This is a genomic window from Pedobacter psychroterrae (genome assembly GCF_004331695.1).
Classification (GTDB): domain Bacteria; phylum Bacteroidota; class Bacteroidia; order Sphingobacteriales; family Sphingobacteriaceae; genus Pedobacter; species Pedobacter psychroterrae.
Genome location: NZ_SJSL01000001.1, coordinates 1787762 through 1803057 on the forward strand (window position 1 = coordinate 1787762; position 15296 = coordinate 1803057).

At 42.6% G+C, this 15296-nt stretch carries 11 protein-coding genes; 8 read left to right on the plus strand and 3 right to left on the minus strand.

What is annotated here, in order from left to right; translation table 11 throughout:
• Window positions 1–3: 3 nt before the first annotated feature.
• From EZ437_RS07915 to EZ437_RS07950, 8 genes are all read left to right on the plus strand, one after another.
• On the plus strand, window positions 4–1437 hold the full coding sequence (locus EZ437_RS07915; RefSeq protein WP_131594876.1) for an arabinose isomerase: 1434 nt from the start codon (window positions 4–6) through the stop codon (window positions 1435–1437).
• A gap of 473 nt (window positions 1438–1910) precedes the next feature.
• Complete coding sequence (locus tag EZ437_RS07920) at window positions 1911–5093, plus strand: SusC/RagA family TonB-linked outer membrane protein (RefSeq protein ID WP_131594878.1); 3183 nt, start codon at window positions 1911–1913, stop codon at window positions 5091–5093.
• Between the two features lie 4 nt (window positions 5094–5097).
• The gene (locus EZ437_RS07925; protein WP_165500359.1) at window positions 5098–6984 is read left to right on the plus strand and encodes a RagB/SusD family nutrient uptake outer membrane protein; all 1887 of its coding nucleotides are present in this window, start codon (window positions 5098–5100) and stop codon (window positions 6982–6984) included.
• Window positions 6985–7024: 40 nt separating this feature from the next.
• Window positions 7025–8209 carry a DUF5000 domain-containing lipoprotein gene (locus EZ437_RS07930; RefSeq protein ID WP_225869523.1) on the plus strand — a complete coding sequence of 395 codons (1185 nt, stop codon included), beginning with the start codon at window positions 7025–7027 and terminating at the stop codon, window positions 8207–8209.
• A 32-nt stretch (window positions 8210–8241) separates the two neighbouring features.
• A complete protein-coding gene (locus EZ437_RS07935) occupies window positions 8242–9372 on the plus strand; it encodes a DUF4998 domain-containing protein (protein WP_131594884.1) in 1131 nt (376 codons plus the stop codon).
• Window positions 9373–9405: 33 nt separating this feature from the next.
• Window positions 9406–10998: a family 43 glycosylhydrolase gene (locus tag EZ437_RS07940; protein ID WP_131594886.1), complete on the plus strand. Its 1593-nt coding sequence runs from the start codon at window positions 9406–9408 to the stop codon at window positions 10996–10998.
• A 179-nt stretch (window positions 10999–11177) separates the two neighbouring features.
• Window positions 11178–12080 carry a metallophosphoesterase family protein gene (locus EZ437_RS07945; RefSeq protein WP_131594888.1) on the plus strand — a complete coding sequence of 301 codons (903 nt, stop codon included), beginning with the start codon at window positions 11178–11180 and terminating at the stop codon, window positions 12078–12080.
• Between the two features lie 275 nt (window positions 12081–12355).
• Entirely contained in the window at window positions 12356–12760 is a 405-nt protein-coding gene (locus EZ437_RS07950) for a hypothetical protein (protein WP_131594890.1), read from the plus strand.
• Window positions 12761–12762: 2 nt separating this feature from the next.
• On the opposite strand, the gene EZ437_RS07955 is transcribed toward EZ437_RS07950, so the two are convergent.
• The 3 genes from EZ437_RS07955 to EZ437_RS07965 are packed head-to-tail and all read right to left on the minus strand — an operon-like array spanning window position 12763 to window position 15163.
• Window positions 12763–13302 (minus strand): hypothetical protein, encoded by a 540-nt coding sequence (locus tag EZ437_RS07955; RefSeq protein ID WP_131594892.1) that lies wholly within the window; start codon window positions 13300–13302, stop codon window positions 12763–12765.
• A 2-nt stretch (window positions 13303–13304) separates the two neighbouring features.
• On the minus strand, window positions 13305–13787 hold the full coding sequence (locus EZ437_RS07960) for an RNA polymerase sigma factor (RefSeq protein ID WP_131594894.1): 483 nt from the start codon (window positions 13785–13787) through the stop codon (window positions 13305–13307).
• A 2-nt stretch (window positions 13788–13789) separates the two neighbouring features.
• Entirely contained in the window at window positions 13790–15163 is a 1374-nt protein-coding gene (locus EZ437_RS07965) for a serine hydrolase domain-containing protein (RefSeq protein WP_131594896.1), read from the minus strand.
• Window positions 15164–15296 lie beyond the last annotated feature (133 nt).

Below are 15296 nucleotides of genomic sequence, written 5' to 3' on the forward strand. Positions count from 1 at the left end.
ATAATGTATACAAAGACAAGAGTGAAGGTAGGCTTATTTGGAGTTGGGTTGAACGCATATTGGGAACAGTTTGATGGGCTAAAAGAACGATTAACCGGATATTTGGATGATATCGCAAATAAGCTGGGAGGTTTTGATGCTGATATTGTCAATCTTGGTTTAATCGATACCCCCGGGTTGGCATTTATTTGCGGAGACAGGTTCAAAAAAGAAGATGTGGATATTTTGTTTTTGTATGTCTCTACGTATGCGCTTTCAGCCACTATACTGCCGGTAATAAAAAAGGCAAACGTTCCTGTTGTTGTGCTCAATTTATCCCCAACCGCAAGTATCGATTATGAAGCTTTCAATCGATTAGGAAATAGAACCAAAATGACGGGAGAATGGTTGGCTTATTGTTCAGCATGTTCAGTACCCGAAATCGCCAATGTACTCAACCGAAGCAGGATTCCCTTTTTCCAAATCACAGGTATGCTCCAGGATGATCCTCATGTCTGGACAGAAATTGGAGAATGGGTAGAGGCGGCTAAAGTTGCCAGAATCATGTATTACAACCGTCTCGGTATTATGGGCAACTATTATGGCGGAATGATGGATATATACACCGACCTCACCCTGCAATGCGCTACGTTTGGGGGCCACATGGAAATTATAGAAATCGACGAGTTGTCGGCCCTTCGCGAATCTGTCTCGGAGATGGAAACCGAAAATAAGCTCCGGGAAATACATGCGATGTTTGAGGTTCAGCAGGACTGTTCCTCCCAGGAACTGTATCGGGCTGCGGTGACCGCAGTTGCGCTGGATAAACTCGTCGAAAAACACCAGCTAGGATCACTGGCCTATTATCATAAGGGAACCGGGAATGATGCGAATGAAAATACTGCCACCTCTGTAATACTGGGCAATTCAATATTGACAAGCAAAAACATTCCTGTTGCAGGCGAATATGAAATTAAAAATGCCCAAGCAATGAAAATCATGGACAGTTTCGGCGCAGGAGGATCATTTACAGAATATTATGCGATGGACTTTACAGAGGATGTAGTCTTAATGGGTCATGACGGACCCTGCCACCCTAAAATAGCACGGGGCAGAATTAAGGTCAAACCACTGCAGGTTTATCATGGGAAAGTTGGAAATGGACTGTCTGTTGAGATGTCTGTTAGTTATGGAACCGTGACTTTGCTCTCAGTTGTAGAAACAGGAGAGGGACGCTTGATGTTCCTGGTCGCCGAAGGCGAATCTGTTCCGGGAGAAATTTTAGAAATCGGTAATACAAACAGCAGATATCGGTTCCCTATTGGTGCCAGAAATTTCGTTGAAGCCTGGAATAGCTATGGGCCCGCACATCACTGTGCCATCGGGAAAGGTAAGATTGCCTCAAAGATCAAGAAACTGAGCCAGATGTTAAAGATCGAGACTGTACAAGTTTGCTGAACACCTGGCGACCAGCATACTCAGAAAACATACGCGGTAGTAAATTAATCAGAATGTATATTTTATTTGTCAAAATCTACAGTTGCAAAAGGATTTCACCGTTTATCTTTGGTTAACAATCAGACTCACTATGGTTAGGGCAGTGATGAAAGTAACAAAGTAACCAACTATAATATTATACGCCACATTGCATGTTTTTGTCTTTTTTTCAATGTCCCTTATTACGCGCTAATAAAATGACGTTGTCTAACTCAGAACAAACCAATCCCCAACAGAAATAAATTAAGTATTTTATAAAAGAAAGGACTTTATGATATAACTACTATTAAAAAAGTCTTTTAAGCGCTTCCATTGAATAAAAGCACCTAAAAGACAAATGCAAATGTATATGATTTTCTAACGCAGGTCGGAGTTGAGGCTAGAACCATGTTCCGAAGCTGCAAAACAATTAACATTTAACCAGGTGTAAAAGTATGAAAAAAATACTTATTCTCCTCGTATACTCCATTTTGGGCAATACTTATGATGTATCTGCCGCAAATTTGGGGAAGGCCGGGGTGTCCAGTAGAGGATATGATTTCTACGTAATTAAAAATAACGCCGGCGCATTTCAGCGGGTGCTGACAGGAACGGTACTTGACGAGTCAGGAATTCCGGTTCCAAATGTAACCATCAAAGTTGAATCAGCCGTACCCAACAGAGCTGCTACAACTAATCCTGAAGGAAAGTTTAGCATACAGATCAATAATGATTCAGAAGTGCTGGTCTTTTCGTATGTGGGATACGTCACACAAAAGATCACTGCAGGTAGTAGTAAAACGCTTGATGTTAAACTGCTTTCAGACGAAAAGAATTCCCTTGAGGAGGTTGCCGTTGTCGCTTTCGGTACTCAAAAGAAATCGGACCTTGTAGGATCAGTTGTTTCCGTAAAGGTATCTGACCTTAAAATACCGTCCAGTAATTTGACCACTGCCCTGGCAGGCCGTATTCCGGGTATGATTGCTTTTCAGCGCGGTGGCGAACCAGGGAACGATAATGCAAATTTCTTCATTCGCGGTGTCACTACTTTTGGGTATAAAAACGACCCGTTAATATTGATTGACAACATGGAAGTTGGCACTACTGAACTCGCACGCTTGCAGACAGATGATATCGCTAGCTTTTCAGTAATGAAAGATGCCACTTCAACTGCCTTGTATGGTGCTCGAGGAGCAAACGGGGTAATCTTAATCACCACAAAACAGGGAGCGGTAGGGAAAGCCCAAATTTCATTCCGGGCAGAGAGCTCCATATCGTCTTCCGTTCAGAACATCGAACTGGCGGATCCGGTTACCTTTATGAAGCAGGCTAATGAAGCCATCTTAACACGTAACCCTTTAGGTCAGGTACTTTATAGTGATGAAAAAATTGCCAATACCGGTGTAGGAGAAAATCCGATTATTTATCCGGCAAATGATTGGAGGGCTTTGGTCTTTAAAGATTACACAGCAAATCAACGTTACAATCTAAACGTGAGCGGCGGTGGCGAGGTCGCAAAATATTTTGTATCTGGTTCCTTAAACAAGGATAATGGATTGTTGAAGGTAGATCCCCGCAATAACTTTAATAACAATATTGATTTGACAAGTTATTCACTTCGTTCTAATGTCAACATAAACCTTACCAAAACCACGGAGATGGTGGTTAGGTTAAGCGGAAATTTTGACGAGTATACCGGGCCAATTGACGGCGGTGCAGAAATGTACAGGAAAGTGGTGCGGACTAACCCTGTGCTATTTCCGCAATATTATCCGTTAGATGAACAACATCAGTTTGTAAAACACATCATGTTTGGAAATTCCGATGTTGGTGGCCGTAGCTACACAAACCCATACGCAGACTTAGTTAGAGGTTATAAAGATTCTTCCAGGTCACTAATGCTTGCACAGTTAGAACTCAAGCAGGACCTTTCTTTTTTCACCAAAGGGCTAAATTTCCAGATGATGGCCAACACCAACCGAACCAGTTTTTTCGATGTTACCCGGGCCTATAATCCTTATTACTACAATTTAATTGGATATGATCCTGAAAACAATACCTATGCTATCGATGCAATGAACGAAGATTCAGGGACTGAATATTTAAATTATAGTCCTGGTAACAGAATACTCAATTCCGTTTTTTACGCACAATCACAGTTAAATTATAGCCGTGGTTTTGGTAAGCATGGAGTTAGCGCCCTATTGGTTGCCATGTTGCAGAATAATCTGAGTGCGAATGGCGGAGACCTTCAGCAATCTCTTCCTTCCCGGAACATGGGTGTTTCAGGCAGGGCGACCTACAATTACGATAGCCGTTATTACCTGGAATATAACTTTGGTTATAATGGTTCAGAAAGGTTTGCGTCTAAACAAAGATATGGTTATTTCCCATCTACCGGTGTTGCATGGACGGTATCAAACGAGAAGTTTTTTACTAAATTAAAATCAGTAGTAAACAACCTTAGATTGAGAGCAACTTATGGGTTAATAGGAAACGATGCTATCGGCTCACCTTCAGACCGCTTTTTTTACCTTTCCAATGTTGATATGAATGCGAACTACAGGGCTGCTTTTTTTGGCAATGGATTGGGTGCAGGTAGTTTGTTAAATGGAGTTAACATTTCAAGATATGCAAATGAAGACATTAGCTGGGAAAAATCCACAAAGACGAATTTGGCTTTGGAAATAGGTCTTTATGACAGACTAAAAATTACTGCTGAGGTTTATTCAGAGAAACGTAAAAACATCCTGATGACCAGGGCAGCAATCCCAGTAACCATGGGGTTAACAGCAGACGTAAGGGCGAATGTGGGTGAAGCTTCAGGAAAGGGAACAGATCTCTCCTTTGAATATACTCAAAACGTTGGTCAGGATTTCTGGATTACAGGAACCGGAAACTTTACTTACGCAAGAAGTAAGTTTACAGTATATGAAGAGCCGGTGTTCGACGAAAAATACAGAAGCCGCATTGGCCATCCCATTTTTCAGGATTACGGTCTGATTGCGGAACGTTTATTTGTGGATGATGTGGAAGCCCGGAATTCTCCAAGACAAAATTTCGGTCCTTACGGCGGAGGGGACATTAAGTACACCGATGTCAATCGCGATGGACAGATAACTGGCGCGGACATGGTGCCTATCGGTAACCCCCGGCTGCCGGAAGTAGTTTATGGTTTCGGTTTTTCATCAGGATTTAAAAGTTTTGACCTTTCTGCATTCTTCCAGGGGCTGTCAAATGAGTCATTCTGGATTGATTCCCGTGCGACATCTCCTTTTGATAATGAGACGCAATTGCTAAAAGCATATGCTGACAGCCACTGGTCGGAAGACTCCAGGGATGTTCATGCTCTTTGGCCCAGATTAAGCCCGAACATCAATGACAACAATAACCAACGAAGTACTTGGTTTATGCGGGACGGGGCATTTCTAAGACTCAAGCAAGTTGAAATTGGCTATAAAATTCCCAAAGGCATTCAGAGAAGATTACATACTTCTAGTTTTCGGATTTACGCCAACGCAACCAATCTGCTTAATTTTAGCAAGTTTGACTTATGGGATGTGGAAATGGGAGGAGACGGTCTTGGGTACCCAATTCAAAGAGTGTTCAATTTTGGTATCAACCTATCATTGAAGTAAAATTATGAGAAAATATATAATAATTGGAGTACAAGCCGCAATGATATTGATCGCCTTTAACTCTTGTAAAAAGTTTTTGGATGTGGTTCCTGATAATGTTGCCACCATAGATAACGCTTTCACTATGCGTACGCAGGCTATGAAATTTCTGTATACCTGCTATTCCTTTATGCCTAGAAATGGCCAACTTGGAGATGATCCTGCAATGGTTGGTGGAGACGAGCTTTGGGAAATACCCGAAAGAGGTGCCTATTTGGATATGGCAAAAGGATTTCAAAGCAAGGTAGGCCCGTTGGGGGACAGATGGCAGTCAATGTATCAGGCGATCAGAGACTGTAACATCTTTCTTGAAAACATCGGGAAAGTTCCGGATATGCTGCCCGAGGAGAAGTCCCGTTGGATCGCAGAAGTCAAATTTCTTAAAGCATATTACCATTTTTGCCTGGTCAGAATGTATGGCCCAATACCATTGATTAGAACCAATCTGCCTATTTCCTCAGATGTAAATCAGGTAAAAGTATTCCGTGATCCGGTGGATTCGTGTTTCAATTATATTTCCACTTTACTCGATGAAGCTGCAATAGGGCTTCCAGCTATAGTGATAAGTCCGGCAACAGAAGCGGGCCGTATAACACTGCCAATTGCATTGTCTTTAAAAGCGAAAGTGCTGGTTACAGCCGCCAGCCCCTTATTCAATGGTAATACCGATCAGTCCGCGTTAAAGAATTCGGATGGAACGCAGTTGTTTAATACCACATTTTCCCAGGATAAATGGGATATAGCAGCAATAGCCTGTAGAGAAGCCATTGATGCCTGTGCCAATGTCGGAATGAAGCTATATATGTACAACCCATCCTTTCAGCAGTTCGACGTTAGTGATACCATCAAAACCCAATTAAGTATTAGTGGGGCGGTTACTGAAAAATGGAATTCTGAAATTATCTGGGCCAATACACAATCCAACACCGACAATTTACAGCGGTTAATCTCCAACTGGTGGGATCCCAGGTATCTGGATGGCGTAGTTACCAGAGGTGAACTGTCGCCGCCGTTAAAAATGGCTGAACTGTTCTATTCCTCAAATGGAGTACCTATAAATGAAGATAAAACTTATGATTACACCGGGCGCTATAATTTACGGGTTGCAGGAGATGCTGATAAGTTATATATCCATAAAGGATATACAACTGTGGGTATTCATTTTGACAGGGAACCCCGCTTTTATGCTGATTTAGGATTTGATGGAGCGGTGTACTATGGCCACGGGCGATATGATGACAATGATTTTATGGGCCTGTTCTACTTAGAAGGTAAATTTAAACAGCGTAATGGCAAAGGTAAATATGGATACAATACCGTAACGGGATACAACCTGAAAAAACTGATCCACTTTCAAAATGTGGTCAACTCCAATACAGATTATTCGGTGGTAAACTATCCATACCCGATCATGCGTTTGTCGGATTTGTATTTATTGTATGCCGAGGCCTTAAATGAATTCGAAGGGCCAGGCGAAGAAGTAAATAAGTATGTTGATTTAGTAAGGGCACGTGCAGGTTTACCTAAGGTGGCGGTGGCCTGGGCAAATTTTTCAACCAATCCGGTAAAGTTTCAAAACAAGGATGGCATGCGTTCCATTATCCGTCAGGAAAGGTTAATCGAACTGTCATTCGAGTCGCAACGACTATGGGATCTCCGCAGATGGAAAGAGTCAGCTACAGAACTAAATAAACAGATTTTAGGCTGGGATCTTTCGCAAACAGAGCCGATTTCTTACTACAGGACTACGGTAGTGTATAATCAGTCATTTGGGTCAAAAGACTACTTCTGGCCGATCGACGAAAACTACATTGTCAACAATAGAAATCTGGTGCAAAACCTGGGTTGGTAATCGCATCGTCTAAGGATTAATGATTTTAATTAAGATAGAAATGAAAAAAAAATATTTTGTAGGCACAGTATTTATTGCGCTCTTATGGTACGGTTGTGCAAAAGAGGGGCGGCTGGATTTCGTTGATGAAAGTACGCCGGCCCCCATGCAAGTTAGCGATGTAAAGGTAGAGGCGACCCCTGGGGGCGGCATATTAACCTATAAACTTCCTTCAGATGCAAACCTGGCATATGTAAAGGCAATATATGAAATACAACCGGGTGTATTCAGAGAAGCAAAATCTTCGAAATACACAGATACACTTCGCCTGGTCGGTTTTGGCGATGAGCTGGTTCATACTGTAAAGATCTACAGTGTGGCGGCTAATGAGAAAGCATCTGAGCCCATACTGGTCGAACTTCAGCCCAAAACCCCTCCCGTTAAATCAGTATTCGAGTCTGCTATATTTAAAGAGACCTTTGGCGGAGTTAACGTAGCCATATCAAACCCGGTGAAGGCTGATCTGGCGATTGTTATTTTGAAAGACTCCACCGGAAACGGCAACTGGGTTACGGTTAGAACTTTTTATACTGCAGCAACTGCCGGGGATTTTGCGGCGCGGGGTTTTGAAGCTACACCCCAAAAATTTGCGATGTACATTCGGGACCGCTGGAATAATAAATCGGACACGGTCATTAAAGAACTAACACCTAAACCCGAGATTGAAATACCAAGTGACACCTATAAAAAATTGGTATTGCCTACAGACCAGGTCACGCTTGCAGAACCTCAGTATAATATAGAGAATCTGTGGAATGGCCTGAACGAGAGAAGACTTTACGCTTCCTCTAATGCTTCATCGCTGCCGCAATGGATTACCATAGACCTCGGGAAGAAAGTACTGCTCAGTAGATTCAAACAATACATGGAGCAATTTGACCATTGTTATACAGGTTCCGGGTTAAAGACCTTTGAGCTATATGGATCAAATTCACCCAATCCGGATGGCAGCTGGGGAAGCTGGACTTTGCTAGGCGAATTTACCACACTTAAACCTTCGAACTTACCCCTGGGGCAAAAAACGAATGAAGATATCAACTATGCGTGTAACCTGGGTGCTGACTTCTACTTCGATAAGCAACCTGAAGCTGTACGGTATATTCGTATAAAGGCGCTGGAGACCTATAGCAGTCCGGGCCAGGTAGTTATCATGGAGCTAAAATTATTTGGACAAATAATTCCATAAACGTCTCACATTCAATACAAAATCATAGCATTATGAAAAAAATAATTTATTTCAGTTTAGTAGTATCATCAGTCATCTGTCTGATTTCTGCTTGCAGAAAAATGGAAGCGCCATACAAGGAATATGTGGTGCCTGCGGGCCTGGTATATCCTGGAAAGGCAATAGCTATTGCCCAGTCTGGCCGAAGTAGAATACAACTTGTATGGCCAAAAGGCGTGGACAAAAGTGTTGTAAAAGCCAAGGTTTACTGGAATAGTTTCGCTGATTCCATCATTGTCGATGTTACATCAATTCCTGGAGATACCGTGAAAGTTATGGTGAACGATCTGGATGAGAAAAACTATACATTTGTGGTCCGCACTTTTGATGCACAAGGAAATATGTCGGTTCCCGTTGAGATCAATGGTGGTTCGTACGGAGCCCGATATCAGTCGCAGTTATTGACCAGACCTGTCAATTCTACTTTAATAAATGCAGCAGGTAAGTTGACGATAAACTGGGGAGGAGCTGATGTTGCTAACGGTGCTTATGCGTCTGAAGTTAAATACACCGCCGTTTCAGGTGTGGTCAAAACTCAAATATTCCCTGTCATTGTGAAGACAACAGAGGTAAAGACAACAGAAATAACAGATATGCTGGCAAATACCAACTACCAGTTCAGGACGATATTTAGACCTGACTCACTCAGTATAGACAGGTTTTATACCGAGTATACTAATGGCGGATTGTTTTCAATTGACAAAAGGGACTGGAAAGTCGTATCCTTCTCCTCTCAGCATCCGGGAGGGGCCAATGCCGCTGCGAATATGATCGACGGCACCGATCACACACGCTGGCATAGTTGCGCGGGTTGTTCAAGTTATCCCCATTGGATAATAATCGATATGAGCGCACCCAGAATACTCACTCAATTTGGTGTCTGGAGAACCGATTTTGACTCGCCCGGAGGAGACAAACGTGGGCCTGATAAGTTTGAGCTGTTAACCAGTACTGATAATATAACCTGGGAAAGCCAGGGGATTTTTAATTTCGATAGGAATTTGAATGGCGAGCAAAGATATTCTCTTACAAATAGTCCAAAGGTCAGGTATTTTAAATTTGTAGGCACTACGGGTCCGGAAAATAATATGGTATTGGGTGAAATCAGCGCCTATGGACTCTAGAAGAAGCCGCGCGCTATATTGGAAATACGAAACATGATACGGGAATTAAAAATATGGACAAATCTGAATGCATTTTTAATGATGGTCCTAAGTCTATCGATAGGAAGTGCTTACGCACAAACAAGCAAAGGGAAGGGACCTGGGAACCGACGATATACTACCACATTAACGAATTTTAATTCAAAAGGCGAACAGACCATCCGGTTTGACAATATGGGTGAGGCAATGGATGCTCATGACGGCGAAATTGCTGTTTTTGCCGGGGTTTACTATTTGTACGGTACAAGTTATGGCTGCGGATTTGAATGGGGTAAAAAAGATGCACCTTTTTGCGGATTCAAAGTTTATTCCTCTACCGACATGGTTACCTGGACAGACAGGGGAATGCTGTTTGACGCAAGCACACCACTTTGGCAAAGCCGCTGCAATGGCAGTACATATGGCTGTTTCAGGCCGCATGTGGTATATAACAAAACAACCCGCCTTTTTGTACTCTGGATTAATGTGTATGATAATCGTGTTGGTTTCCGGGTGTTTACCAGCGCTTCGCCTACGGGGCCTTTTAGGGAAGTAGTTGAACCAAAGCTGGCGGTCAACAGTGACTCACCTGTTGCCGGATTAAATAATGGTGATCACGATACATTTGTCGACAAAGACGGTAAAGGATACATCGCCTATACTGACTGGCGGACTACAGGTACGATTGTAATTGAAGAACTTACGGGTGATTATCTTTCCGGAACAGGGAAGCACGTTAAGGCTGTGACAGCCGGCAACACAGAGGCTCCGTCGTTGTTTAGGCGCGGAGATCTTTACTATGTAACCTATTCCGATCCCAACTGTGGTTATTGTTCGGGGACAGGTACGAGTTATAAGACGGCAACCTCAGTGTTGGGACCCTGGTCGGAAGGTATAAAAATAAGTGATAACTCATGTGGCGGGCAGCCGTCGTTTGTGTCCCCGATCGAGCTTACTTCGGGAACTATTTATCTTTACGGAAGTGATTTGTGGAACAATGCAGCGAAAAATGAGGCCCTGGCCAATTACTACTGGGCTCCGCTTACATTCAGGGAAGATGGCAGCATAATGCCAATGGTTTGCCAGGCAGAAGTATCCCTGGACCTGGCAAAAGGTGCTGCCGGAAGTCAGGTGATGATAAAAAATCTCGACAACCATTCAGGCCTTCTCGGGTTTATCCGGCATTGTGACATTAGCCGAAAGCTTCAGCGGGGGCAGTCATTTATTGCTGCTAGGAGCGGAATCCTGACAGCAGTGGTTTTTACCGCTTTTAAAACCGGGTATCCGAATGCAGATCTTACGATCGATTTGTACCTTGCAGACGCCGGAGGCTTAGCTCAGGGAAGTGCTTTGAAAACAATGCAGGTGAAGACTGATAAGGTATCATGGTCGCCAAACCAGGTGAAAGTTGCCCCTAATGTTTCCGTCAGCCGTGGTCAGCGCTATGTGATCGTAGTTAGGTCAGCTTCTACTACGGGCTGCTATGGTTTTGCATATAGTGATGAACTGCCCTACAAAGAAGGTATTGCATCAATTAGTACCGATGGTGGTAACCAGTTTAGGGAAGAACCAGGAAGAACTTTAAAGTTCTATTCTGTCGTAAACTAAGGTGATTGTCAGGCAGAGTTCTATAAAAATATAGTTTTGGCGAACTATTAGGTGATGTGCTAGCAGGGTGGTTCCTGTTAGCACTTTTTTCTTTATCATTTCGCCATGAAATTAATTATTTAATGCTAAGAGCGTGATGGACACACTTACGAGTCTTATCTTTGTTCGAAACTGCATTAATGGAAAGAAGATCTGCGATTAAAGGATTGGGCGGCTTGCTTTTATTACCCGCGCTTTCCTATTCAACGGAGAGTTTGGTTACCAAGCCGGTATTAAGAATTGCTCATTTAACCGATATTCATTTGAAAAATGATTTAGGCGCACCGGGCAAATACGTTAAATGCCTGCATCATTTGCAGCAGCTAGTTCCTGGGGTAGATTTTATCTTAAATGGAGGGGATATTGTGTTTGAGATGAATAAGGAAAACATCAGCAGCATTAACGCACAGTGGGCGCTGATTGATCAGATCCATCGGGACGAACTTGATCTGCCAGTACACTACTGCCTTGGCAATCATGATGTATGGTGGAATGAAAAGGACCGTAGCCAGGTCTATTATGGGAAACGCTATTCGCTGGAAAGACTGGGGATGGTCAAGCCTTACAACAGTTTCACGAAAGGTGGTTGGAAGTTCATTACATTAGACAGCACGCATCTGGATATTGATGATACTTGGTATATCGGTAAACTTGGCAATGTACAATATAATTGGCTGAAACAAGAATTGGAAAACACGCCGGAAGAAATGCCAGTGCTCATCATGAGCCACATTCCCATACTTACCGCGCTACTGATGATCCAGGACAATATTGTAAATAGGTGGGAGATGCTTGGCGGTGATATGCACACTGATACGGCTAAAATCATTAATTTGTTTTCTGCCCATTCAAACGTTAAGCTTTGTCTCAGTGGGCATCTTCACATGCGTGACCGGGTCGAGTACAACAAGGTTACCTATCTCTGCAATGGAGCGGTATCGGGGGCCTGGTGGAATGGACAGCGTAGAGAAACTGCACCAGGCTATGGCTTGATTGACCTTTATGCTGATGGCACCTTTACAGAACAGTATATCGCGTATTGAAGCCAATAGGGAGGAAGTCGACTTAATATCAATTTCAGCGAGTTGAAAATAGTTTTACATTCTGTAATATTTGTAGATATTTCTCAACTAACTTGATAATGAAAGGTGACCAATTGCTGCGGGGAAATAGCCCTCGGATGAATTGATGTCATTTCAAATATTAAGCTTTTAAACCAACCAAAAAATATATGCGCAAATACTTTCTTATTTTAGGACTAGCATCAACACATTTGTTCGCGTTAGGGCAGGATCTCAACAGAAAAAATGAAATTTTCATGGAACTAGGAGGCAACGGCCTTTTGGGGTCTTTGAATTTTGCTAGACAGCTCACCAAAAATCCTGGGCTTGAATTCCGGGTAGGGTTAGGAGCTTTTGGATCGGAGAAAACGTTTTTGACCATACCTGTGAGTTTGAATTACATTTTAGGTCTAGGTGGGCAGCACGCCAGTCTGAGTTTCGGAATGGGAATGACCTATACTAAAGCGGACGTTAGAATGCGTATAATTGATTACGAAGAAGGCTACGAAGATACCAGAAGCGCTCCGGTTAATCTTGTTCCCAGCCTTGCATACCGTTATCATACTACAAAAAATCTTCTATGGAAGGTAGGATTCAATCCTATTTTCAATAAACATGGATTTTCACCATCCTTTGGTTTAAGTGCTGGAAAGCGGTTCTAACTTCATAATTCGGTCATTATTTTTCTAATTCGTTCGATTTTTATAGTCCATGACCAGTATAGTAAGTATAGTACGACGCAGGAAATAGCAGCAATAATTGAGATAGCAATTGTTCTCTTCGCATTTAGTTCAAGACCGTAGCAGAAAAAAAGGAGGATCGTTAGCATGAGTGTTGCTCTGGAACATATAGCTGTGAATCGAAGATTTTTCAGTTTTTTGATATGATTACTGATCGAGATATTGAGGTCGGTTCCATGTACAAGGTTTCTGGCAGCGAGGTAGCCGGAAAGGTTATATGCGATGGCCTGAAGAAATCCGATTATAAAAACCAGGTTTATGGCGCGCGGGCGTTTTTCTCCATCAAATGCATCATAGTATAGGAACAGGATAACAGCCCATACGATCATTTCAACCAGGAGCTGAAGCTGAATTCTTTTGATAACGGGATGATTACTATCCCTTGTCATTTTTTTTAACTCTGTAGTATTGATGTGTGGAGTAGACCTGGTTTTCCACAGCACCTGCATTTCCTGTAGTTCCATAATTATGGGATTAAAAGTTTTCTGATTCTGTTTTTTATACGGCTGATTTTGACCGCAACATTGTTTTCACTTGTTCCGATGATCTCGGCAATCTCACGGTAGCTCATTTCCTCGAGCAGCATCGCCATGATCGCCCGGTCCGCTTCTTCGAGTTTTTTCATCGCTATGGTAAGTGCTTCTAGTCTTTTAGAAAAGTTGACGTCTTCAGTTTGTATAGGGATTTCAGGTAACTGATCTGTAAATTGGATAATCTTCTTAGTTTTATCGTTTCTAAAGGTGGCGATGGAGGTATTTAAAGCGATACGGTAAATGAATGTACTAACTTTCGATTGGTTTCTGAAGCTATCGATAGACTTCCACAACTGAAATATAATCTCCTGGAATAAATCTTTGCGGTCTTGAGGAGTATCCCTGTAAAGAACGCAAATCTTATGGATGATGGCCTGGTTTTCCGAAACTAGTTGTAGAAACTGTTTTTCTTCCATCGCTATTTTCTGGTGAAAGTGTACCGCTGACCCATTCCCGTTGCTTTAATAGTATTTGATTTTCCGCTCGCTGCTACGTCAAAGATAAGTTCTATTGACACTTTTTTCCCATAAAAATTTAGTGGTTGTTCCTGAAAGAGTTCAAAAGGGGAATGGTTGCCCAATTTCGCATACAGCTTTCCCTCCGCAGAAAAAACCTGCAGTTGCATCCCATCGGCGGTAGCATAAATTCCTGAGTGCTGGTCAATCATTTTTGCAGTGATGGGCCGGCTATTTCGAATAACGGGTAAAGCAAAGGGCTTATTAAGGCAGATCTTTTCAATGTCAGACCAAATCTCGTTGACCGGAAGTACAGATACGTTTGAAAGTATGACGATAGAAAGTTTTTCTTGCGGATATCTGGCCATTAATGCGGATACGCCAAATGAGCCCCCTCCATGGTAATACGCCTTTGGATGCGCTGTTGAGGCCTGGCGGATGAACCAACCGTAACCATAATGATCGCCACGGGCGACAGGCTGATTGGAATGTGCAATGAACAATTCTTTTTCCAGCGAATTAAGCCATTTCTGGTCTTCAAAGCTGTCAAGAAATTTGATTAGGTCAGCTGCACTTGTATACATATCGCCCGACCCCTTCATTAGGGAATAACTTCTGTAAGGGGCTATGCGTATTTGATCTGGATCCTGCAGATAGCCGGTAGCAATATCGGCAATGATAGTCTTGTTGTCCATTTGGCCGGTCTTCGTAAGTCTCAGTGGAATGCTGATTTTTTCGCTGAGGAGGGCGCGATAGTCTTTGTTATAAAGGTTTTCCAGGATGGAAGCCAGCATAAAATAGCCCGGACTGGAATACTTCGCTTGTGAACCCGGCATTGATTCGAGTTTGAGAGAAAACATTTCTTTCATGGCCGGTATACGTGCGAAAGAGACAGTAAACTTTTCTTTCCAGTAGTCTTCAATTCCGTCGTTATGTGGGATTCCCGAACGGTGACTGAGTAGCTGTTCAATAGTAATACTTCGCCACCAGGGGTCTACGAGTTGGGGAAAGAAAATAGCGAGACTGTCAGAAAGCCTAAGTTTTTCTTCTGCTACTGCCAATAGTACGAGCGTTGCGGTAAAGCTCTTGCTTATTGACGCTACCGGGAAGACAGTTTTATTGGAGACTGGAACATCGTGTTCGATTGAAGACATCCCTACGCTCGCATTGAGTATAGGCGTTCCATCGCGAGAAATCGACACCGTCCCGCTGAATCCAATCCGTTGATTTTGTATTTCAAGGTACTGCGTCAATTTTTTTTGATCCGGGGCCTGTTGCGCCAGGCTTTGCAAATAGGTAACGACAATCAGTTGAATGAGGGTAAATATTCTTTTCATGTTTATGGTTTCGCTTATTGGTAGTAATAACCACCCAAAACCTTACAACTGCTTTTATGAAATTGCATTTAATGCACGTTGTTAATTTTATCTTTCCTATAACATTCTTAAATAAGGATAGGTTATTGATATA

What these genes read in the sequence shown, in the direction of transcription:
- EZ437_RS07915 (WP_131594876.1), top strand. Translation starts at nt 4, where the DNA reads ATGTATACAAAGACAAGAGTGAAGGTAGGCTTATTTGGAGTTGGGTTG.
- EZ437_RS07920 (WP_131594878.1), top strand. Translation starts at nt 1,911, where the DNA reads ATGAAAAAAATACTTATTCTCCTCGTATACTCCATTTTGGGCAATACT.
- EZ437_RS07925 (WP_165500359.1), top strand. Translation starts at nt 5,098, where the DNA reads ATGAGAAAATATATAATAATTGGAGTACAAGCCGCAATGATATTGATC.
- EZ437_RS07930 (WP_225869523.1), top strand. Translation starts at nt 7,025, where the DNA reads ATGAAAAAAAAATATTTTGTAGGCACAGTATTTATTGCGCTCTTATGG.
- EZ437_RS07935 (WP_131594884.1), top strand. Translation starts at nt 8,242, where the DNA reads ATGAAAAAAATAATTTATTTCAGTTTAGTAGTATCATCAGTCATCTGT.
- EZ437_RS07940 (WP_131594886.1), top strand. Translation starts at nt 9,406, where the DNA reads ATGATACGGGAATTAAAAATATGGACAAATCTGAATGCATTTTTAATG.
- EZ437_RS07945 (WP_131594888.1), top strand. Translation starts at nt 11,178, where the DNA reads ATGGAAAGAAGATCTGCGATTAAAGGATTGGGCGGCTTGCTTTTATTA.
- EZ437_RS07950 (WP_131594890.1), top strand. Translation starts at nt 12,356, where the DNA reads ATGGAACTAGGAGGCAACGGCCTTTTGGGGTCTTTGAATTTTGCTAGA.
- EZ437_RS07955 (WP_131594892.1), bottom strand. Translation starts at nt 13,302, where the DNA reads ATGGAACTACAGGAAATGCAGGTGCTGTGGAAAACCAGGTCTACTCCA.
- EZ437_RS07960 (WP_131594894.1), bottom strand. Translation starts at nt 13,787, where the DNA reads ATGGAAGAAAAACAGTTTCTACAACTAGTTTCGGAAAACCAGGCCATC.
- EZ437_RS07965 (WP_131594896.1), bottom strand. Translation starts at nt 15,163, where the DNA reads ATGAAAAGAATATTTACCCTCATTCAACTGATTGTCGTTACCTATTTG.